This window comes from Streptomyces sp. NPDC006733 (genome assembly GCF_040636125.1).
In the GTDB taxonomy this organism is placed as follows: Bacteria; Actinomycetota; Actinomycetes; order Streptomycetales; family Streptomycetaceae; genus Actinacidiphila.
This window is the reverse complement of the sequence record NZ_JBEYJD010000022.1, coordinates 122442-144126: the sequence shown is the minus strand read 5'-3', so window position 1 is coordinate 144126 and position 21685 is coordinate 122442. Positions and strand designations below refer to the sequence as shown.

17 protein-coding genes and 1 pseudogene are annotated in these 21685 nt (G+C 73.7%); 14 read left to right on the top strand and 4 right to left on the bottom strand.

Translation table 11 applies throughout. The features are described 5' to 3' along the window. A pseudogene (locus ABZ721_RS20990) lies at positions 1–393 on the bottom strand (hypothetical protein); the annotation flags it as partial. A gap of 597 nt (positions 394–990) precedes the next feature. On the opposite strand from ABZ721_RS20990, the gene ABZ721_RS20985 reads away from it, so the two are divergent. Continuing rightward, on the top strand, positions 991–1821 hold the full coding sequence (locus tag ABZ721_RS20985; protein ID WP_358790142.1) for a hypothetical protein: 831 nt from the start codon (positions 991–993) through the stop codon (positions 1819–1821). A gap of 83 nt (positions 1822–1904) precedes the next feature. Here the strand turns inward: ABZ721_RS20985 and ABZ721_RS20980 are convergent, their stop codons facing one another. Further along, the gene (locus ABZ721_RS20980; protein WP_358790141.1) at positions 1905–3173 is read right to left on the bottom strand and encodes a DUF1015 domain-containing protein; all 1269 of its coding nucleotides are present in this window, start codon (positions 3171–3173) and stop codon (positions 1905–1907) included. A 74-nt stretch (positions 3174–3247) separates the two neighbouring features. Here ABZ721_RS20980 and ABZ721_RS20975 point away from each other — a divergent pair, with 74 nt between their 5' ends. Beyond that, on the top strand, positions 3248–4267 hold the full coding sequence (locus ABZ721_RS20975; protein ID WP_358790140.1) for an HAD-IIA family hydrolase: 1020 nt from the start codon (positions 3248–3250) through the stop codon (positions 4265–4267). Positions 4268–4309: 42 nt separating this feature from the next. On the opposite strand, the gene ABZ721_RS20970 is transcribed toward ABZ721_RS20975, so the two are convergent. Then, positions 4310–4657 carry an SCP2 sterol-binding domain-containing protein gene (locus ABZ721_RS20970; protein WP_358790139.1) on the bottom strand — a complete coding sequence of 116 codons (348 nt, stop codon included), beginning with the start codon at positions 4655–4657 and terminating at the stop codon, positions 4310–4312. 171 nt (positions 4658–4828) lie between these two features. Between ABZ721_RS20970 and ABZ721_RS20965 the strand changes: the two genes are divergently transcribed. From ABZ721_RS20965 to ABZ721_RS20940, 6 genes are all read left to right on the top strand, one after another. Then, on the top strand, positions 4829–5809 hold the full coding sequence (locus ABZ721_RS20965; RefSeq protein ID WP_358790138.1) for a histone: 981 nt from the start codon (positions 4829–4831) through the stop codon (positions 5807–5809). Then, positions 5802–6014 carry a hypothetical protein gene (locus ABZ721_RS20960; protein ID WP_358790137.1) on the top strand — a complete coding sequence of 71 codons (213 nt, stop codon included), beginning with the start codon at positions 5802–5804 and terminating at the stop codon, positions 6012–6014. Before ABZ721_RS20965 ends, ABZ721_RS20960 begins: the two co-directional genes overlap by 8 nt. Positions 6015–6021: 7 nt before the next feature. Continuing rightward, positions 6022–6828 (top strand): TlyA family RNA methyltransferase, encoded by an 807-nt coding sequence (locus tag ABZ721_RS20955; RefSeq protein ID WP_358790136.1) that lies wholly within the window; start codon positions 6022–6024, stop codon positions 6826–6828. A gap of 41 nt (positions 6829–6869) precedes the next feature. Further along, entirely contained in the window at positions 6870–7766 is an 897-nt protein-coding gene (locus ABZ721_RS20950; protein WP_358790154.1) for an NAD kinase, read from the top strand. Positions 7767–7841: 75 nt separating this feature from the next. Next, entirely contained in the window at positions 7842–9584 is a 1743-nt protein-coding gene (gene recN / locus ABZ721_RS20945) for a DNA repair protein RecN (protein WP_358790135.1), read from the top strand. A gap of 164 nt (positions 9585–9748) precedes the next feature. Continuing rightward, positions 9749–10891, top strand: a complete 1143-nt coding sequence (locus ABZ721_RS20940; protein ID WP_358790134.1) for a glycosyltransferase family 4 protein — start codon at positions 9749–9751, stop codon at positions 10889–10891. A 96-nt stretch (positions 10892–10987) separates the two neighbouring features. Here ABZ721_RS20940 and ABZ721_RS20935 read toward each other — a convergent pair whose 3' ends face one another. Then, entirely contained in the window at positions 10988–12799 is a 1812-nt protein-coding gene (locus ABZ721_RS20935; RefSeq protein ID WP_358790133.1) for a glycoside hydrolase family 15 protein, read from the bottom strand. Positions 12800–13202: 403 nt separating this feature from the next. Between ABZ721_RS20935 and ABZ721_RS20930 the strand changes: the two genes are divergently transcribed. From ABZ721_RS20930 to ABZ721_RS20905, 6 genes are all read left to right on the top strand, one after another. Then, positions 13203–14855, top strand: coding sequence for a CTP synthase (locus ABZ721_RS20930; protein WP_358790132.1), 1653 nt, complete (start codon positions 13203–13205; stop codon positions 14853–14855). Positions 14856–15005: 150 nt separating this feature from the next. Next, positions 15006–15632: an NUDIX hydrolase gene (locus ABZ721_RS20925; protein ID WP_358790153.1), complete on the top strand. Its 627-nt coding sequence runs from the start codon at positions 15006–15008 to the stop codon at positions 15630–15632. A gap of 391 nt (positions 15633–16023) precedes the next feature. Beyond that, positions 16024–18261 (top strand): NB-ARC domain-containing protein, encoded by a 2238-nt coding sequence (locus tag ABZ721_RS20920; RefSeq protein ID WP_358790152.1) that lies wholly within the window; start codon positions 16024–16026, stop codon positions 18259–18261. Between the two features lie 231 nt (positions 18262–18492). Further along, a complete protein-coding gene (gene ald, locus ABZ721_RS20915; RefSeq protein WP_358790151.1) occupies positions 18493–19608 on the top strand; it encodes an alanine dehydrogenase in 1116 nt (371 codons plus the stop codon). A 322-nt stretch (positions 19609–19930) separates the two neighbouring features. Continuing rightward, on the top strand, positions 19931–21046 hold the full coding sequence (locus ABZ721_RS20910) for a ParA family protein (RefSeq protein WP_358790131.1): 1116 nt from the start codon (positions 19931–19933) through the stop codon (positions 21044–21046). After that, positions 21043–21582 (top strand): hypothetical protein, encoded by a 540-nt coding sequence (locus tag ABZ721_RS20905; protein WP_358790130.1) that lies wholly within the window; start codon positions 21043–21045, stop codon positions 21580–21582. The genes ABZ721_RS20910 and ABZ721_RS20905 overlap by 4 nt, the downstream gene beginning before the upstream one ends. The last annotated feature ends 103 nt before the right edge of the window (positions 21583–21685 follow it).

Below are 21685 nucleotides of genomic sequence, written 5' to 3'. Positions count from 1 at the left end.
CAGGGTGACCGTCCGCGTTACGACCGTCCCAGCGGTGACCGTCCGCAGGGCGACCGCCGTGACGGCCCGCCGCGCGGCCCCCGTCAGGACGACCGTGGCGGCAGCTTCCGCCGCGACGACCGCCCGCGTTCCGGTCCGCCCAGCGGCGACCGTGGCGGCTTCCGCCGTGATGACCGCCCGCAGGGTGACCGTCCGCGTTACGACCGTCCCAGCGGTGACCGTCCGCAGGGCGACCGCCGTGACGGCCCGCCGCGCGGCCCCCGTCAGGACGACCGCGGTGGCAGCTTCCGCCGCGACGACCGCCCCCAGGGTGACCGTCCCCAGGGTGACCGTCCCCGTTCCGGTCCCCCGAGCGGCGACCGTGGCGGCTTCCGCCGCGACGACCGCCCCCAAGGCGACCGCCCGCGCTACGACCGTCCCAGCGGTGACCGCCGCGACGGCCCGCCGCGCGGCCCGCGCCAGGACGACCGTGGCGGCAGCTTCCGCCGCGACGACCGCCCTCAGGGTGACCGCCCGCGCTACGACCGTCCCAGCGGTGACCGTCCGCAGGGCGACCGCCGGGACGAGCGTCCCCGCGACGACCGTCCGCGCTACGAGCGCTCTGGCGGCGACCGTCCGAGCAGTGACCGTCCCCGTGAGGACCGGCCCCGCTTCGAGCGCTCCGGCAGCGACCGTCCCCGTGAGGACCGTCCGCGCTTCGAGCGTTCCGGCAGTGACCGTCCGAGCAGTGACCGTCCCCGTGAGGACCGGACCCGCTTCGAGCGCTCCGGCAGTGACCGTCCCCGTGAGGACCGTCGTGACGCGCCCCCGCGTGGGCCGCGCCGTGACGACGACCGGGGCCAGAGCCGCCGGCCGGCGGACGACAGCCGCGGGCGCTTCGAGAGCGCCGGGCGTGAGGACCGTCGCGAGGAGCGGGAGCCGGTCAAGCGGCTGCCGATCCCGGACGAGGTCACGGGTCAGGAGATCGACCCGAGCGTCCGCCAGGAGCTGATGAGCCTGCCCAAGACGCTCGCCGACGACGTGGCGCGCAACCTGGTCATGGTGGCCCAGCTGCTGGACGAGGACCCGGAGGCGGCCTACGAGTACTCCAGGATTGCCCTGCGGCTCGCCTCGCGCGTCGCCGCCGTCCGTGAGGCGGCCGGCTTCGCCTCCTACGCGACCGCACGCTACGGCGAGGCGCTCGCCGAGTTCCGCGCCACGAAGCGGATGACGGGTTCCGTCGACCTGTGGCCGGTCATGGCGGACTGCGAGCGCGGCATGGGCCGTCCCGAGCGCGCGCTGGCGATGGCCGGTGCGCCGGAGGTGCAGAAGCTGGACAAGGCCGGCCAGGTCGAGATGCGGCTCGTCGCCGCGGGCGCCCGGCAGGACATGGGCCAGCCCGAGGCGGCCGTGGTGACCCTGCAGGGTCCCGAGCTGGCGGCCAACGGCATGAACCCGTGGACGGCGCGGCTGCGGTACGCCTACGCCGACGCGCTGCTCGCCGTCGACCGCAAGGCCGAGGCGCGCGACTGGTTCGCCAAGGCGGCGGAGGCCGACCAGAGCGGCAGCACCGACGCCTCCGACCGGCTCGCCGAGCTGGACGGCGTCGAGTTCGTGGACGCCCTGGGCGAGGAGCACGCGGAGTCGCACGACGCGGCGGAGTCCGCCGCCCCGGCCGGCGCCGGGTCCGCGGACGACGACGATGATGACGATGACGATGACGACGAGGACGTCGTGATCGCCGAGGCCGAGGCCGAGGTCGACATCACGGACGAGGCCGACCCGGCGTCGTTCCTGGACTCGCCCTTCAAGGAGCCCGGCACGGGCAGCACCAAGGCCTGATCACGCGAACACACGAGAGGCGGCACCCGCGGACATCGCGGGTGCCGCCTCTTCGCGTTGCGGGTGCGGGTGCGGGTGCGGGCTCAGCTCAGGGCGAGGCTGCGCATGACCAGGCCCGACGCCGGCTTCGGTCCGAAGGACGTGGACTTGCGGGGCATCGTGACGCCCTGCCGGGCCAGCCGGCGGACCACGCCCTCGTCCACGGGGTGCATCAGCACCGCCGTGCCGCCGTGCCGCTCGGCCTGCTCGACGGCCGAGTCCGACGTGTGCAGGTAGCCGATGTGCTCGGGGACGTCGGGCACCCGCCAGACGTCGTCGAGCAGCAGGCTGTGCAGGACCGTCGCGTCCAGCTCCCGCCACTCGCGCGGCTGGTCGTGCGGGACGGAGCGGTCGAGCTGCGCAGGGTCCGGCCGGTCGAGCAGCCGGAACCCGCCGTCGCCCGCGAGCAGGAAGGCGTTGCCCTCCGCCGCGGCCTCCGCCAGGGCGTCCAGCGCCGCCGGCAGCGGCCCCTCGACCTCGCGCACGCGGAAGACGGGCCGGGCGGCCTCGACGGCCTCGGCGACCGGGAGCTTCGGCAGCACGCGGTGGATCGCGCGGACCCGCAGCGGGTAGCGGACGGTGTCGACGAGGAGCACCAGGCCGCCGTCCCAGGGGCTCGGCCCGGGATGCTCGGCCTGCAACTGCAGGTAGGTGGCCCAGCGGTGGTGCCCGTCGGCGATGAGCGCCTGGCGGGGGGACAGGTCGGCGTCGATCGCGGCGAGGGTCTCGGGGTCGGTGATCGACCAGACCTTGTGGTGGATGCCGTCCTCGGTGGTGGTGGCGAGCAGCGGTTCGCCGTCCGCCGTGCGCTCGACGATCTCCGCGGTGGCGTCGCCGCCCTGGTAGGCGAGGAGCAGCGGCTCGAGGTTGGCGCCGGTCGCGCGCATCAGGGCGGCCCGGTCGGCCACCGGGCCCGGCATGACGTCCTCGTGCGGGAGCACGATCCGCTCCGCGGGCGGGGTGAGCCGCAGGACGCCGATCAGGCCGCGCTGCAGGTGGTCGCCGTCGCGCTGTTCGTACAGGTAGAGACCCGGCTCCGGGTCGGGGGCGAGGACGCCCTCGCGCTGCCACAGCTCCAGGGCCGCGGCGGCCTGCCGGTGGCGGCTGGTGGGATCGGCGTTGTGGGGCAGGATGAGACGGACGACGTTGTGCGGGTCGGCGGTCTCCAGATGACGCTGCCCGTCCGGCCGGACCACGACGTCGTACGGCGGCGAGGTGACCGCGGCCAGGCTGCCCACCCTCTCCGGCACGTAGCGGAGCCCGCGGAACGGGGCGAGGCGCAAGCCGTGGGGAGCGGGTCCTGAAGTGGTCATCAGCGCATGCTACGTCGCCCGCGCCGATGGGCGATGATCAAGGTGATCGACGACATACGAGGAGCGGACACGCGATGACCCACCGGACCAGTCCGAGCGGTTGCGACCAGGCGCTGGACGCGGCGTACGACACGGCCCTGCTCGATCTCGACGGGGTCGTCTACGCGGGCGGCGAGGCCATCGCGCACGCCGTCGAGTCGCTCGCCACCGCCCGGGAGCACGGGATGCACCTCGCGTACGTCACCAACAACGCGGCCCGCACGCCGCAGACGGTGGCCGGGCACCTGACGGAGCTGGGGGTGCCCGCCGACGCGGAGGACGTGATCACCTCGGCGCAGGCGGTGGCCCGGCTGATCGCCGACCAGGTGCCGGCGGGCTCGCGGGTGCTGGCGATCGGCGGCGAGGGGCTGCAGACGGCGCTGCGCGAGCGCGGTCTGGAACCGGTGGCGTCGGCGGAGGACGACCCGGCGGCCGTGGTGCAGGGGTACGACCCGGAGCTGCGCTGGTCGCTGCTGGCGGAGGCGTCGTTCGCGGTGGCGCGCGGCGTGCCGTGGTTCGCGTCCAACACCGATCTGACGATCCCGAACCCGCGCGGCATCGCGCCGGGCAACGGCGCGGCCGTGGAGGTCGTCCGGATCGCGACGGGCGGTGAGCCGCAGGTCGCGGGCAAGCCGCAGCCGCCGATGCACCGCGAGACGATCCTGCGGACCGGCGCGAAGCGGCCGCTGGTGGTCGGCGACCGGCTCGACACGGACATCGAGGGCGCGACGGGCGCCGAGGTGGACTCGCTGCTGGTGCTGACGGGGGTGACGACGGCGGCGCAGCTGCTCGCCGCCGTACCGAAGCACCGGCCGACGTACGTGGCGGCCGACCTGCGCGGGATGCTGGAGCCGCAGCCTGAGGTCTCGACCGACGGCGGCGACGCGACGTGCGGCGGCTGGACGGCCTCGGCGGACGGCGACACGCTCACGGTGGAGGGCGACGGGGAGGCCGTCGACGGGCTGCGGGCGCTGTGCGCGGCCGCCTGGGCGGCGGCCGGTGACGGGACGTGCGAGCTCGACGCCGGGAAGGCGCTGGCGCGGCTCGGGTTCTGAGGGATCGCGAGAGGGTCGTGAGCGGCGGCGGGCCCGGCGGGATCAGAGGAGCGAGCGCAGCTTCAGCAGGTCGCGCAGGCCCGCTTCGAGCTTGACGCGACCGCTGCCCCACGCCTTGGCGAAGTTCAGCTCGCCGCCGACCAGGGCGACGAGGTCGTCACCCGCCATCGCCAGCCGGATCTGCGCCTTCTCGGCGGGCGCGCCGGGCACCGTGGTCACGTCATGGATCCGGCCGTCCGTCAGGCGCCCGACGAACGTGGTGCCCAGGTCGGTGATGTGGCAGCTCAGCGACCTGTCCAGGGAGACGGCGCTGCGGACGTCGCCGCCGGCGCGCGTCAGGTTCTCCGACAGCTGGTCGAGCGCGCTGCGGCACTCCTCGATGGTCGCCATCGGTCGGGCGTCTCCCGTTCGGGTGGTGCGTACAGGCGCCGGGGGTCGCCCGCGCCGCGATCATGTGATCTGTTCGATCGACGGTACCTCAGGGCACCGTACGCCGTGAGCGGGACAGTACGGGTAGCGTCAGGTGCGGATACGTCAATGGCGAGGCGAGGAGTGTGGGCGATGCGGGACGCGCTGCGTACCTGTCTGCAGATCGCGGGCGGCCTGACCGAGGCGACCCGGCGGCGGGCGGTGGGGGCTGCCAGGGAGCTGCTCGACCAGACCGGGATCGATGTCGACGCCGTCCAGCGCAGGATCGGCGCCGGCATTCCGCCGGAGGTGCAGACGCTGGCGGACGAACTGATGGCGGCCGGGCGGGCCAACCGCGATCTGCTGCTCGGGCTGATCCGCGAGGAGGTCGACAAGGCGATGGCCCGGGTCGGCCGGGTCGCCGACGAGGTCACCAAGGTCGGCGTTGTCCTGGAGACCCTGGAGCGCCGGGTCCGGAACCTGGAGGACGAGGAAGAAGCCGAGGACGAGGCCGCGGCCCCGGGCCCCGGGTTCGGGACGGCTCCGGCCGCCGCGGAACCGCTCTTCGAGCGGGTCGTGGTCGATCCGATGGAGCCGGCCGAGCCGGCGCCGCCGGTCCACCCCGTCGATCCTGCGGCTCCCGAGCGTCCTGCCGCGCCCGTGCGCCCCGTGAAGGCCGTCCAGCCGCTGGAACCGGACCCGCAGGCCCTGGCGAAGGCGAAGAAGACCGCCCCGCCCGCGAAGAAGGCGGCCGCGAAGAAGGCCACCCCGGCGAAGAAGGCCGTCCCGGAGAAGGCCGCCGCCAAGAAGGCCGTTCCGGCGCAGGCACCGTCCGCGCCCGAGAAGGCCACCCCGGCTGAGAAGGCGGCCCCGGCCGAGAAGGCCGCTCCGGCCCGGAAGACCGCAGCCGCCACGACGACCGCGTCCGCGAAGCGGACGACGACGGCGAAGGCGACCCCCGCGAAGGAGGCCGCCCCGGCGGCGAAGACCCCTGCCGTCACGGCGGCCGCGCCCGCGAAGAAGGCCGCGCCCGCGAAGAAGGCGGCCCCGGCCAAGAAGGCCGCCGCCAAGAAGACCCCCGCCAAGAAGGCCGCGCCGGCGAAGAACGCGAAGAAGGCGTCCCCGGATGAGTGAGTCGTTCTCCGCGGAGGCCCCCGCCGGGGCGGTCGCCCCCCTCGGCCTCGCGCCCGCGCCCACCGGGCAGGCCGCGGTCGACACCCTGATGGTGCGGCTGGGCGACGCCGACGACCTGCCGACCGCGGACCACATCGAGGTGTACGAGGATGTGCACCGTGGGCTGCGCGAAGCGCTCACCGCACTCGACGACAACAGGAGCTGAACCGTACGTGGCACGACGCCGACTCGACGCCGAGCTGGTGCGGCGGAACCTGGCGCGCTCGCGTGAGCACGCCAGCCAGCTGATCGCCGCCGGGCGGGTCACCGTCGGCGGCGCCACCGCGACCAAGGCCGCCACGCAGGTGGAGACCAGCGCGGCCGTGGTGGTGGCCAAGGACGACAACGAACCCGACTACGTCTCGCGCGGCGGCCACAAGCTCGCGGGCGCGCTGGCCGCGTTCACCCCGCTCGGCCTGAAGGTCGAGGGGCGGCGCGCGCTGGACGCGGGGGCCTCCACCGGGGGCTTCACCGACGTGCTGCTGCGCAACGGCGCCGCGGGCGTCGTCGCCGTCGACGTCGGCTACGGCCAGCTGGCCTGGTCGCTGCAGAGCGACGACCGGGTCGTGATCAAGGACCGCACCAACGTGCGCGAGCTGACGCTGGAGCACATCGACGGGGTGCCGGCGGACATCATCGTCGGCGACCTGTCGTTCATCCCGCTCGGCCTGGTGCTGCCCGCGCTCGTGCGGTGCGCCGCGCCCGACGCGGATCTCGTGCTGATGGTGAAGCCGCAGTTCGAGGTGGGCAAGGAACGCCTCGGCACCGGCGGCGTCGTGCGCAGCACGCAGCTGCGCGCCGAGACCGTGCGGACGGTCGCCGGGCAGGGCGCGGCGCTCGGGCTCGGCGTGATGGGTGTGACCGCGAGTCCGCTGCCGGGACCTTCCGGCAATGTGGAGTACTTTCTGTGGCTGCGCGCCGGTGCGCCAGAACTGGACCCGGCGGATGTCGACCGTGCTGTGGCGGAGGGGCCCCGTTGACGAACACCGAATCGCAGGACTGTGCCGAGCCCAAGGGCCGCATGATCTTCCTGCTCACGCACACCGGCCGCCCGGCCGCGATCCGCAGCGCGGAGCGGGTCGTCCTCGGCCTGCTGCGCTGCGGGATCGGGGTGCGGGTGCTGACGGACGAGGCCGTGGACCTGTCCGCGGCGCTGCCGCTGCCCGCCGAGGTGGAGCTGGTGACGGAGGGCGGCCCAGGGGCGGTCGAGGGGTGCGAGCTGATCATCGTCCTCGGGGGTGACGGGACGCTGCTGCGCGGCGCGGAGTTCGCGCGCGCCTCCGGCGTGCCGATGCTCGGGGTCAACCTGGGGCGGGTCGGGTTCCTCGCCGAGGCGGAGCGGGACGACCTGGACAAGGTCGTGGACCGGGTGGTCACCAAGCAGTACGAGGTCGAGGAGCGGATGACGCTCGACGTCCTGGTCCGCAACGACGGGCACGTGGTGCACACCGACTGGGCGCTGAACGAGGCGTCGGTGGAGAAGCAGGCGCGGGAGCGGATGCTGGAGGTCGTGACCGAGGTCGACGGCCGTCCGGTGTCGCGGTTCGGCGGCGACGGTGTGGTCTGCGCGACCCCGACCGGATCGACGGCCTACGCCTTCTCGGCGGGCGGCCCGGTGGTCTGGCCCGAGGTCGAGGCCCTGCTGATGGTGCCGATCAGCGCGCACGCGCTGTTCGCGAAGCCGCTGGTGACCTCGCCGCGCTCGGTGCTCGCCGTCGAGGTGCAGCCCAAGACGCCGCACGGCGTGCTGTGGTGCGACGGGCGGCGGACCGTCGAGCTGCCCGCCGGGGCCCGCGTGGAGGTCCGGCGGGGCGCGGTGCCGGTGCGCCTCGCCCGGCTGCACCACGCGTCCTTCACGGACCGCCTGGTGGCGAAGTTCGCCCTGCCGGTGGCGGGCTGGCGGGGCGCCCCGCAGTAACGCGGGGACGGCCCGGGAGGCAACCCGGGGGCACCCGAAACCGATGCCCGTCGCGCGCCGGGCCGCAAACCTCGTATGGTCGTATCCGTGTTGGAGGAGATGCGGATCCGGTCGCTGGGTGTCATCGAGGACGCCGTGGTGGAGTTTTCACCCGGCTTCACCGCGGTGACCGGCGAGACCGGTGCGGGTAAGACCATGGTCGTCACGAGCCTCGGCCTGCTGTTGGGCGGCCGGGCCGATCCCGCTTTGGTGCGGATCGGTGCGAAGGCGGCGGTGGTCGAGGGGCGGATCACGCTCGACCGGGGCTCGCCCGCCGCCGTCCGCGCCGAGGAGGCGGGGGCGGAACTCGACGACGGCGCGCTGCTGATCAGCCGGACGGTCTCGGCCGAGGGCCGGTCGCGGGCCCACGTCGGCGGGCGCTCCGTGCCCGTCGGGCTGCTCGGCGAACTCGCCGACGACCTGGTGGCGGTGCACGGCCAGACCGACCAGCAGGGCCTGCTGCGCCCGGCCCGGCAGCGCGAGGCGCTGGACCGGTACGCGGGCGACGCCGTCGCCGGCCCGCTGGCGAAGTACGGGGCCGCCTACCGGCGGCTGCGCGAGGTGGCGGGCGAGCTGGACGAGCTGACCACCCGGGCCCGCGAGCGGTCCCAGGAGGCGGATCTGATCCGGTTCGGGATCGGCGAGGTCGCCGACGCCGAGCCGCTGCCCGGCGAGGACACCGAACTGGCCGCCGAGGCCGAACGGCTCGGCCACGCCGAGGCCCTGGCCTCCGCCGCGGCGGTCGCCCACGCGGCCCTCGCGGGCAATCCGGAGGACCCGGAGGGCAACGACGCCAACACCCTCGTCTCGGGGGCCCAGCGCGCCCTGGAGGCCGTCCGTGCCCACGACCCGGCGCTCGCGGCGCTCGCCGAGCGCATCGGCGAGATCGCCATCCTCGTCGGCGACGTCGCCGGGGAGCTGGCGGGGTACGCGGACGACCTGGACGCCGACCCGCTGCGGCTCGCCGCGGTGGAGGAGCGGCGTGCGGTGCTCTCGCACCTGACCCGCAAGTACGGCTCCGACATCGACGGAGTGCTGGCCTGGGCCGAGCAGAGCGCCGCCCGCCTCGGCGAGCTGGAGGGCGACGACGACCGGATCGCGGAGCTGACCGCGGAGCGGGACGCGCTGCGGGCCGAGCTCGGGGACCTCGCGCAGGCGCTGACCGACGCCCGTACGGAGGCGGCGGACCGTTTCGCCGCCGCGGTCACCGCGGAGCTGGCCGAGCTGGCGATGCCGCACGCCCGGGTCGGGGTCGCCATCCGGCAGACCGCCGATCCGGAGGGCATCCCGGTCGGCGGGGAGCTCGTCGCCTTCGGGGCGACCGGCGCCGACGAGGTCGAGCTGCAGCTGGCCCCGCACCCCGGCGCGCCGGCCCGGCCGATCGCCAAGGGCGCGTCCGGCGGTGAGCTGTCGCGCGTGATGCTCGCCGTCGAGGTCGTCTTCGCCGGCTCCGATCCGGTGCCGACGTACCTGTTCGACGAGGTCGACGCCGGGGTCGGCGGCAAGGCCGCGGTCGAGGTGGGCCGCCGTCTCGCCCGCCTCGCGCGGACCGCGCAGGTCGTCGTGGTCACCCACCTCCCGCAGGTGGCGGCGTTCGCCGACCGGCAGTTGCTGGTGGAGAAGACCAACGACGGCTCGGTGACCCGCAGTGGCGTCAAGGTTCTGGAAGGTGAGGACCGGGTGCGGGAACTCTCCCGTATGCTCGCCGGTCTCGAGGACTCAGAACTGGGCCGGGCGCACGCGGAGGAGTTGCTGGCCGCGGCCCGCGCCACCAGCTGAGGACCGGTCCGGCACGGCCGGCGGGCGCACTCGTTCGAGTGATCCGCGGGGCTCGTGGCCGGGCCGTGCGGCGGTCGGTGCCCCCGGCATGCCGTGGGGGCCTGGCATCCTTGGGGTGTGGCGCAACAGCCGTCGTCCGACGCCGAGTCAGGAGCTGTACCCGGGTGAGCAGCACTCCGATCCCCCTGCGAGGACAGCTGCACGCCGTCCTGGTGCTGGGCGGGGCGGGTGGTCCCGCAGGTGCGCACGTCCGTTCGCTGGCGGGCGGTCTCGTCGCGCGCGGGGTGCGGGTGACGGTGTGCGGCCCGGCCGCCGCCGAGAACGATTACGGCTTCACCGGCGCGGGTGCCCGCTTCGAGCCCGTGGAGATCGCGCGCCGGGCCGCCCGGTCCGACGCGACGGTCGTCGCCGAGCTGCGGGTGGCCTGCGCGGACGCCCAGGTGGTGCACGCGCACGGGCTGCGCGCCGGCCTGCTGGCGTCGCTGGCGCTCGGCGGCCGGCCCACCCCGCTGGTCGTGACGTGGCACAGCGCGAGCCTCGCCGAGGGCGCCAGGGCCCGGCTGGTGCGCTGGCTGGAACGCCGGGTGGTGCGGGCCGCGTCCGTGGTGCTCGGGGCCTCCTCCGACCTGGTGGACCGCGCCAGGGCGCTGGGCGCCCGGGACGCGCGGCTCGCGCCGGTCGCGGTGCCCGCCCCCGTTCCCGCGCCGCCGACCCCGGTGGTGCCGGGCGACGCCGAGCTGATGCGGCAGAAGACGCGGGCCGAGTTCGGGGCGGTGGACCGGCCGCTGGTGCTGGCCGTCGGCCGGCTGGAGCCGCACAAGGGCTACGACCTGCTGCTGGACGCCTGCCGCATGCTGGCGGACCATGACCCCCGGCCGCTGGTGGTCGTCGCGGGCGAGGGCTCTCAGCGGGCCGCGCTGGAGCGGCGGATCGACACCGAGCGGCTGCCCGTCCGGCTGATCGGCCGCCGCACCGACGTGATGGACCTGCTGTCCGCCGCCGACGTGGTGGTCCTGCCGAGCCGCTGGGAGGCGCGCGCCCTGATCGCGCAGGAGGCCCTGCACGCGGGCGTGCCGCTGGTCGCCACCGCCGTCGGCGGGCTGCCCGAACTCGTGGGCGACGCGGCGGACCTGGTGCCGTACGGCGATCCGGGGGCGCTGGCCCGGACGGTGGCGCGGCTGCTCGACGATCCGCAGCGGCGGCTGGCGCTCGCCGCCGCCGGGCGCGCCCAGGCCGCGACCTGGCCGACCGAGGACGACACGGTCGCCCAGGTGCTGAGCATCTACGACGAGTTGGCGCAGCGCTGAGCCGGCCCTGAGGCGGTGCTGAGCCGGTGCTGAGACGCCGCAGAACGACGGAGGGCGGGGCCGAGCGGCCCCGCCCTCCTCGCGTGCCGGGCGGGGTCAGCCGCCGCCGTACGCCCCGCAGGCACTGAGCCGCAGGGCCGTGTCGATCAGCGGCACGTGGCTGAACGCCTGCGGGAAGTTGCCCACCTGGCGCTTGAGCCGCGGGTCCCACTCCTCGGCGAGCAGCCCGAGGTCGTTGCGGAGCGCCAGCAGCTTCTCGAACAGCTGGCGGGCCTCGTCGACCCGGCCGATCATCGCCAGGTCGTCCGCCATCCAGAACGAACAGGCCAGGAAGGCCCCTTCGTCGCCCGGCAGCCCGTCGAGGTTGTCCTCGCCGCTGCTGGTCGGGTAGCGCAGGATGAAGCCGTCCTCGGTGCTCAGCTCGCGCTGGATCGCCTCGATGGTGCCGATGACGCGCTTGTCGTCCGGCGGCAGGAAGCCCATCTGCGGGATGAGCAGCAGCGAGGCGTCCAGCTCCTGGGAGCCGTAGGACTGCGTGAAGGTGTTGCGCTCCTTGTCGTAACCCTTCTCACACACGTCCCGGTGGATGTCGTCGCGCAGTTCGCGCCACCGCTCCAGCGGGCCGTCCGCCTCGCCCGACTCGATGAGCTTGACCGTGCGGTCCACCGCGACCCACGTCATCACCTTGGAGTGCACGAAGTGCCGGCGCGGGCCGCGCACTTCCCAGATGCCCTCGTCGGGCTCGTTCCAGTGCGACTCCAGGTAGCGGATCAGCTTGAGCTGCAGCAGGCTCGCGTAGTCGTTGCGGGCCAGCCCGGTCATGTGGGCCAGGTGCAGGGCCTCGGTGACCTCGCCGTAGACGTCCAGCTGCAGCTGGTGCGCGGCGCCGTTGCCGATCCGGACGGGGGTGGAGCCCTCGTAACCGGGCAGCCAGTGCAGCTCGTTCTCGCCGAGCTCGCGCTCGCCGGCGATGCCGTACATGATCTGCAGGTTCTCCGGGTCGCCGGCCACCGCCCGCAGCAGCCACTCCCGCCAGGCGCGTGCCTCGTCCCGGTAGCCGGTGCGCAGCAGTGACGACAGCGTGATCGCCGCGTCCCGCAGCCAGGTGAAGCGGTAGTCCCAGTTCCGGACCCCGCCGATGTCCTCGGGCAGCGAGGTCGTCGGAGCGGCGACGATGCCGCCGGTGGGCCCGTACGTCAGCCCCTTGAGGGTGATCAGCGAGCGGACCACGGCGTCCCGGTAGGGGCCGTGGTACGTGCACTGGTCCACCCAGTCCTGCCAGAACTGCTCGGTGGACTCCAGCGAGGCCTCCGGCTCCGGAAGCGACGGCGGCGGGCGGTGCGAGGGCTCCCAGCTGATGGTGAAGGCCACCCGCTCACCCGGTGAGACGGTGAAGTCCGAATACGTCGTCAGGTCCTCACCGTACGTGTCGACCTCGGTGTCCAGCCAGACGGAGTCCGGCCCGGCCACCGCGACGGTCCGGTCGCCGACCTTGTGCACCCACGGCACGATCTGGCCGTAGGAGAAGCGCATCCGCAGGGCGGAGCGCATCGGCACCCGTCCGCTGACGCCCTCCACGATACGGATCAGTTGGGGCGCGCCGTCGCGCGGCGGCATGAAATCGATCACCCGCACCGTGCCGCGCGGGGTGTCCCACTCCGATTCCAGGACGAGCGAGTCGCCCCGGTAGCGCCGACGCGTCGACGCCGGCGGACCGGTTCCCGGGGCGTGGGCCGGGCCCAGCCTCCAGAATCCGTGCTGCTCGGTTCCGAGCAGACCGGCGAAGACCGCGGGGGAGTCGAACCGGGGCAGGCACAGCCAGTCGACTGTCCCGTCCCGGCAGACCAATGCAGCGGTCTGCATATCGCCGATGAGTGCGTAATCCTCGATGCGCCCGGCCACCTGCATCTCCAGTCGAATGACGGCGCCGGCCTCTTCGGGCCGGTCTTGCGGTCTGGGGATTTTCGACGAGCTCGTGTTCCGGGAGCGGGCGGGGTTGATGCCGTGCCGGCCGGCTCGCAGCGATGTGTCCGAGCAGGATACGTCGTCGGAGAGGCAGGTGCGCGCGTGACGGTGGTGTTCACTGGGCCGGTCGGGTGCACTTGTTCCGCTCATGCCCGAGCATGCCATTAGTCCCCTTGCGAGCTGCTAAAAGCAGGCTAGTGACGTTGCCGCCGGACGCAGCCCCCCGAGGTCGCTGATACCCTGGTAGCCCGTGGGCCGGTGGGCTGAACCACTGAACCGCCGCGACGGCACTCCCCCTGATTCCGTGCCGTCCCGACCCTCACCTCGCGACCACGGGAGCCCCCTCTTGGCAATTGCGCCCAAATCCACGACGACCAAGCACATCTTCGTCACCGGGGGTGTCGCCTCGTCCCTCGGCAAGGGGCTGACGGCCTCCAGCCTCGGTGCGCTGCTGAAGGCACGCGGCCTCCGGGTCACCATGCAGAAGCTCGACCCGTACCTCAACGTGGACCCGGGCACGATGAACCCGTTCCAGCACGGTGAGGTCTTCGTCACCGACGACGGCGCCGAGACCGACCTGGACATCGGCCACTACGAGCGCTTCCTGGACGTCAACCTCGACGGTTCCGCGAACGTCACCACCGGGCAGATCTACTCCACGGTCATCGCCAAGGAGCGGCGCGGCGAGTACCTCGGCGACACCGTCCAGGTCATCCCGCACATCACCAACGAGATCAAGTCCCGGATCCGCCGGATGGCGACCGAGGACGTGGACGTCGTCATCACCGAGGTCGGCGGCACCGTCGGCGACATCGAGTCGCTGCCCTTCCTGGAGTCCGTCCGCCAGGTCCGGCACGAGGTCGGCCGCGACAACGTCTTCGTCGTCCACATCTCGCTGCTGCCGTACATCGGCCCGTCCGGCGAGCTCAAGACCAAGCCGACCCAGCACTCGGTCGCCGCCCTGCGCAACATCGGCATCCAGCCCGACGCGATCGTGCTGCGCGCCGACCGCCCGGTGCCGGACGCCATCAAGCGCAAGATCTCGCTGATGTGCGACGTGGACGAGGACGCGGTGGTCGCCGCCATCGACGCCCCGTCGATCTACGACATCCCCAAGGTGCTGTTCACCGAGGGCCTGGACGCGTACGTGGTGCGCCGCCTCGACCTGCCGTTCCGCGACGTCGACTGGACCCAGTGGGACGACCTGCTCAGGCGGGTCCACCAGCCCGCGCACCAGGTCACCGTCGCGCTCGTCGGCAAGTACATCGACCTGCCGGACGCGTACCTGTCGGTGACCGAGGCGCTGCGCGCCGGCGGTTTCGCCAACAACGCCAAGGTCACCATCAAGTGGGTCACCTCGGACGAGACCGGGACCCCGGCCGGTGCGAAGAAGCACCTCTCCGGCGTCGACGCGATCTGCGTCCCCGGCGGCTTCGGCGACCGCGGTGTCGAGGGCAAGGTCTCGGCCATCACCTACGCCCGCGAGAACAAGATCCCGCTGCTGGGCCTCTGCCTGGGCCTGCAGTGCGTCGTCATCGAGGCGGCCCGCTCGCTGGCCGGCGTCCCGGACGCGAACTCCACCGAGTTCGACCCCACCACGTCGCACCCCGTCATCTCCACGATGGCCGAGCAGCTCGACATCGTCGACGGCAAGGGCGACCTGGGCGGCACCATGCGGCTGGGGCTGTACTCGGCGAAGCTCGCCGAGGGCTCCATCGTGCGCGAGGTCTACGGCGACGCGCCGACCGCCGAGGAGCGCCACCGCCACCGCTACGAGGTCAACAACGCCTACCGGGCGGAGCTGGAGCAGAAGGCCGGCCTGGTCTTCTCCGGCACCTCGCCCGACGACAAGCTGGTGGAGTACGTCGAGTACCCGCGCGAGGTGCACCCGTACCTGGTCGCCACCCAGGCGCACCCCGAGCTGAAGTCCCGCCCGACGCGCCCGCACCCGCTCTTCGCGGGCCTGGTCGCGGCGGCGGTCAAGCGCCAGCAGGGCTGATCGTCCAGGGCCGGTCGCCGATTGATCGGTACGGTGCCGGGGGCGGATCGTCATGATCCGCCCCCAGCGCCTTTTTCCCGTTCGCACCCGCTCACACCTGTTCGTTCGCACCCGTTCGTTCGCACCCGTTCGCACCGGTCCACGGAGGGCATCATGCTGCAGGACATCGCCGAGGAGTGGCAGGTCACCGCGACCTCGACACCGTTCTCCGGGGCCAAGACGAGCGTCCGCACGGACGAGGTCGTCATGCCGGACGGCTCCACCGCCAAGCGCGACTACCAGATCCACCCCGGCTCGGTGGCCGTGGTCGCCCTCGACGAGGACGACCGGGTCGTGGTGCTGCGCCAGTACCGGCATCCGGTCCGGCACAAGCTGTGGGAGGTGCCCGCCGGGCTCCTCGACGTGCCCGGCGAGAACCCGCTGCACGCGGCGCAGCGCGAGCTCTACGAGGAGGCGCACGTCAAGGCGGGGGAGTGGCGGGTGCTCGCCGACCTCTACACCTCGCCCGGCGGCAGCGACGAAGCGGTCCGGATCTTCCTGGCCCGTGACGTCTCCGAGGCGGAGGGCGAGCGGTTCGACGTCTCCGAGGAGGAGGCCGACATGGAGTTCGCCCGGGTGCCGCTGGCCGACCTGGTGCGCGACGTGCTGGCCGGACGGGTGCACAACACCTGCCTGGTGGTCGGCGTCCTGGCGCTGCACGCCGCGCTGAGCGGCGACGGGGTGGACGCGCTGCGGCCCGCCGACGCGCCCTGGCCCGCCCGGCCCTACACGCCGTAGCACCGGCACCGTGGAACCACCCCGGGCACCGGCGCGCCGCTGATCCGATCCAGTGATCATTACGTGTACCGGCTGCGCGAAGGCCTCCGGCCGGGCATGTCCCCGTGCACCGGGTCCGGCCGTTCGGGCGTCTCCTGCGGACGCCGCGCGAGGTCGCGCGGTGCCCGTTCGTGATCGCCCCGACAGGGCCTAGGCTCGATGGTGTTCCCGCTCGCAGCGGCGGCGGGCTCGTGCGCGCAGGCAGAACGGGAGTGTGCCCGTGGCGGATCAGGTGCTGGACGCCGGTGAATCGGTGACCGACGCGGACTTCGTGCCGTCGCCCGGCCATGCGCCGACGGCGACGGCCGCGGCCCCGCCGCCACCTCCGGCGGGCTGCGCCCTGCCCGAGGACGTGCCGCACTTCGTCGGACGCCGCCGGGAACTGGACGGGCTGCGGGCCGACATCGACCGGCCGGGCCTGGCCACGCTGGGCGGCCGGGTGGCGGACGGCAGCCGCGTCCTGCTCGTCGCGGGACGGCCCGGCTCCGGGCGCACCGCCCTCGCCGTCCACCTCGCCCGGGACGTGGCCGCGCGCTACGCCGACGGGCAGCACTTCGTCCGGCTCACCGGCAGCGGCGGCGAGCGCGTCCCGCCGGAGCAGGCCGCGCGGGCCCTGCTGCGGGCGCTGGGCGCCCCGCCGCCGGTGCCGGAGGCGGATCCCGGCGAGGTCTACGCGGCGCTGCGGGCCGCGCTCGCGGGCCGCCGTACCGTCCTGGTGCTCGACGACGTCGCGCACGCGGACCAGCTGCTGCCGCTGCTGCCGGAAGGGCCCGGCAGTCTGGTGGTGGCGACGTCCGAGGGGCCGCTGCCCGGCGTTCCCGACGTGCGGCCGTGCACCCTCGGCGGGCTGGACACCGCCGCCTCCGTCGACCTGCTGTCGCAGGCGATCGGGTCGACCCGGGTCACCTGCGACCCGCGGGCGGCCGAGACCCTCGTGCAGGAGTGCGCCGGGCACCCCACCGCGCTGCGGCTGGTCGCCGCCTGGCTCGCCGCCCAGCCGCGGCTGTCGGTGACCGACGCGACGAGCCGGCTGCGCGAGGTCCCGGACGAGCCGGCGCCGTCGCCGAAGGCCGCGCCGAAACCGGCCGCGAACGGCGGACGCGCGCCCGCCTCCCCGGGCGACTCCGCCGCCGCGCCCAGGACCGGGCCGGACGGCGCGGCCGAGTCCGCGAGGGCCGGTGACGGACCGGAGTCCGGCCCCGGGAAGGGCGCGCGGCCGGCGGCCGGGGCACCGGCGGCCGGCGAGCCGGGTCCGCCGGGTCCGCCGGGCCGCGACGGCGCCGCCGCGGCAGCCGCCGCCCCCGCCGTCGTATCCGAGGCGCCGCGCGCGACCGCGCCGCCGCAGCTGGTGCGGGCCTTCCGGCTGGTGCACGGCGCGCTGGCGCCCACGGCCGCCCGGATGCTGCGGCTGCTGGCGCTAGCGCCGGCCGGGCTGGTGGACTCCCACATCGCCTCGGCGCTGGCCGGCTGCTCGGTGACCGCCGCGCAGAGCACGCTGGACGACCTCGCCGCGCACGGGCTGCTGCACACGGACCCGGTGGAGCCGCCGCTGCCGCCGCAGTACCGGGTGCCCGGCTGCCTCGAACCGCTGCTGCGGGCCCTGCTGGAGACCCGGGACCGCGCGGCCGAGGTCCAGCTGGCCAGGGCGCGGATGCTGGAGCGGACCGTGCGGCTGCTGCAGTCGTGCCGCCTCACGCTGGAGCCCGACGGCCACCCGGGCCGCGCCTCGCTGGAGGGGCTGCCCCGTTCGATGCGCTTCGCGTCGCGCGCGGCGGCCGCCGCCTGGCTGCGGGCCCGGCTGCCCGCGCTGCTCGCCGCGGCCCGCGCGGCGGTCGCCGACGGGGAACTCGACACCCTGGCGCGGCGGTTGGTCGCCAACCTGGTGCGGGCCCTGGGCATGGACCTGGGGGACCGCGAGACGGCGACGAGCCGCTACCAGCTGCACAACCTGGTGCTCGACGTGGCGACCCGCCGCGGCCTGCCCCGGGAGAAGGCGGCGGCGCTGATCAACCTCGCCGACCTCGACGTGGAGGCCGGCAGGACCCGGCAGGCGCTGGACCGCTACCGGCTGGCGCTGGGTGAGGCGCGGGCCGGGGACGACGGGGAGGCCGAGGGCCGGGCGATGGAGGCCATCGCCGGCACGTACCTGGAGCTGGAGGACCCGCAGCGGGCGACGGACTGGTACGGCAGGGCGCTCGCGCTGCGGCAGGCCCGCGGCGAGACCGCGCACGCCGCCCGGCTGCACGGCCGGCTCGGCGCGCTGCACACCTACGGCGGCCGGTACGGCACCGCGCTGCGCGAGTGGCGGGCCGCCGCCGGCGCCCACCGGCGGCTCGGCGACGTGCCCGCGCAGGCCCGCGCGCTGAGCGAGGCGGCGCGCGTCCAGGAGTACGCGGGCCACCCCGAGGACGCTCTGCGGACCTGTCGTGACGCCCTGTACTGGGCCCGGCAGGCGGGCGACGAACGGCTGGAAGGAGCCGTGCTGGTGCGGATGGCCGACACCCTCGACCGGCTCGGCGACCCGGGCGGCGCCCGGCTGCAGCGCGCGGTCGCGAAGCGCCTGCTCAACCCGGGTGAGGTTGCCGACTGAACGGGGCCGGAAAACGGTGCCCTGAAGGCGTCAGCGCCCTAAGCCTACGAATCAGTCAGCAATCTCGGCCAAACTAATCACTTTGTAAGGCTAGACAGGGAGTCTTCCTTCACTAGACTTGGCTCCGCCGCGCACATCGCGGTCAGGTCCGACGTGTGACGCTTTCTTGCGCCATGTACGGACAGCTGCAGCCATTCCTGTCTTCCAATGAGTGCAAGGACCGTGATCGACGTGAAGGTCGGCATCCCCCGCGAGGTCAAGAACAACGAGTTCCGCGTGGCCATCACCCCCGCCGGCGTGAATGAGCTCGTGCGCCACGGACATGAGGTCTACGTGGAGCAGGGCGCCGGTCTCGGCTCCTCCATCCCCGACGCCGAGTACACCGGCGCCGGCGCGAACATCCTGAGCACCGCCGACGAGGTCTGGGCCACCGCCGACCTGCTGCTGAAGGTCAAGGAGCCGATCGCCGAGGAGTACCACCGCCTCCGCAAGGGCCAGACCCTCTTCACGTACCTGCACCTGGCCGCGTCCCGCGCCTGCACGGACGCACTGCTCGAGTCCGGCACCACCGCCATCGCCTACGAGACGGTGGAGACCGCGAACCGCGCGCTGCCGCTGCTCGCCCCGATGTCCGAGGTGGCCGGCCGGCTCGCCCCGCAGGTCGGCGCGTACCACCTGATGCGCTCGGTCGGCGGCCGCGGCGTGCTGCCCGGCGGCGTCCCCGGCGTCCAGGCCGGCAAGGCCGTCGTCATCGGCGCCGGCGTCTCCGGCTGGCACGCGACCACGATCGCGCTGGGCATGGGCTTCCACGTCACCCTGCTCGACAAGGACATCAACAAGCTCCGCGAGGCCGACAAGATCTTCGGCACCCGGGTGCAGACCATCACCTCCAACGCCTTCGAGCTGGAGAAGGCCGTCCTCGACGCGGACCTGGTCATCGGCGCGGTGCTGATCCCGGGCGCGAAGGCGCCCAAGCTCGTCACCAACGAGCTGGTCTCCCGCATGAAGCCGGGATCGGTCCTTGTCGACATCGCGATCGACCAGGGCGGCTGCTTCGAGGACTCGCGTCCCACCACGCACGCCGACCCGACCTTCGAGGTCCACAACTCGGTCTTCTACTGCGTCGCCAACATGCCCGGCGCGGTGCCCAACACCTCCACCTACGCGCTGACCAACGCCACGCTGCCCTACATCGTGGAACTGGCCAACCGCGGCTGGCGCGAGGCGCTGCGCCGCGACGCCGCGCTGGCGCTGGGCCTCAACACCCATGAGGGACAGGTCGTTTACGGCCCGGTCGCCGAGGCGCACGACCTGCACAGCACGGACCTGCACACGCTGCTGGGCTGATCAGCGGACGTGTGACCGGCGCGCGACACGCCCGCGAAACGTCTACACGTCAACACGGCGACAACGGCCGGGCCTTGGTGACCCAAGGCCCGGCCGACTGCGTCGAACGTACCAGTTTCACCGTTTCGTACCCCACTGAAACATCGGCGTTGGGTCGCTTACGCCCTTGACAGCGGGGGGTTCGGTTACCGACACATCGTGCCGTGTCCGGCGGATTGTGTTGCTGTGGACCACTGACACGCCATAGAGTCGCCAACCGTCGGCATGCTGTCGCGCTGACCTATCGAGAAGTTTCCTGGTCACCAAGGAGGTAAGACGACTTGTGAATGAGTCGACATTTGCTCCCGGGGGTGGTCAACCAGGAACGACCGTTCAGGTCGAGAGCCCCAACCGGCTCGAGACCGTCGGTTCCGTCGCGGTCCGCACCTTCGAGGCACGCCGGGCCGACAAGAACACGGAGACACACCCCACACACGCCATGGCGCCATACGAGGACGATCTGCAGGACGGTCAGTTCTACGACCCAGACGCGGAGTACGAGCCGGATCCCGAATACGCGGCCACACTCGCCCCGGACGCTGCCCGCCAGCGCCGCGAGCGGGTCGGTCCGACGGGACGGCCCCTCCCGTACTTCCCGATCCCCAATCCGCTCACCGACCACGGCCCGGCGAAGATCGTCGCGATGTGCAACCAGAAGGGCGGGGTCGGCAAGACGACCTCGACCATCAACCTGGGTGCCGCGCTCGCCGAGTACGGCCGCCGGGTACTCCTCGTCGACTTCGACCCGCAGGGCGCGCTCTCGGTCGGACTCGGCGTCAACCCGATGGAACTCGACATCACCGTCTACAACCTGCTGATGGAACGCGGGTTGGCGGCGGACGAGGTGCTGCTGAAGACCGCGGTGCCCGGGATGGACCTGCTGCCGAGCAATATCGACTTGTCGGCGGCCGAGGTCCAACTGGTCAGCGAGGTGGCGCGCGAGTCGACACTGCAGCGCGCCCTCAAGCCGCTGATGGCCGACTACGACTACATCGTCATCGACTGCCAGCCCTCACTCGGCCTGCTGACCGTCAACGCGCTCACCGCGGCGCACTCGGTGATCGTGCCGCTGGAGTGCGAGTTCTTCGCACTGCGCGGTGTGGCGCTGCTCACCGAGACCATCGAGAAGGTCCGGGAACGGCTCAACCCCGAACTCGAACTCGACGGCATCCTCGCCACGATGTACGACTCGCGCACGGTGCACAGCCGTGAGGTGCTCGCCCGCGTGGTGGAGGCCTTCGACGAGCACGTGTTCCACACGGTCATCGGCCGTACGGTGCGCTTCCCGGAGACCACGGTCGCCGGCGAGCCGATCACGACGTACGCGTCCAACTCCGTGGGCGCCGCCGCCTACCGTCAGCTCGCCAGGGAGGTGCTCGCCCGGTGTCACGCCGAGTGAGTCTCCCGGGTGCGGACGAGCTGTTCCGCACCACAGGGGGCATGGGGCTGCAGGCCTCCCAGCCCCGTAAGCACGCCAACGGGGACGCCCAGAAGGCCGCTGGGGCCGACGGGCGGCTGCGGCCGGTGCCGGACGCCCCGGCGGACGGGAACGAGCCGCAGCCGGGCGCCGCGCCCGACGGCGGCGGCCAGGACGGGAACCCGGCCGAGCACAGCGGCCGCGAGGGGATCCCGCAGGGCCGTCGTCCGCAGGCCGCGGGCCAGCCGCCCGCGGCCCCGGTACCGGCCCAGCAGACGCGCCGCAAACAGCAGCGGCCGCGTCCCAGCGGCCGGGAGCGGCACGACGAGAAGATCACCGTCTATGTCTCCGCCGAGGAGCTGATGGATCTCGAACACGCGCGGCTCGTGCTGCGCGGGGAACACGGCCTGGCGATCGACCGCGGCCGGATCGTCCGCGAGGCGGTCGCCGTGGTGCTGGCGGATCTGGAGTCCCGCGGGGACGCGAGCATCCTGGTGCGCCGGCTGCGGGGCCGCTGAGCCACCGGGTGGTGGTCGGCGTGGCCTCGGCGACGTCGGGCGGGGCGGCTCAGTAGGCTCCCTGGCGGGGGGCCGCCCCCGCCGACCCCGCACGATGGACAGC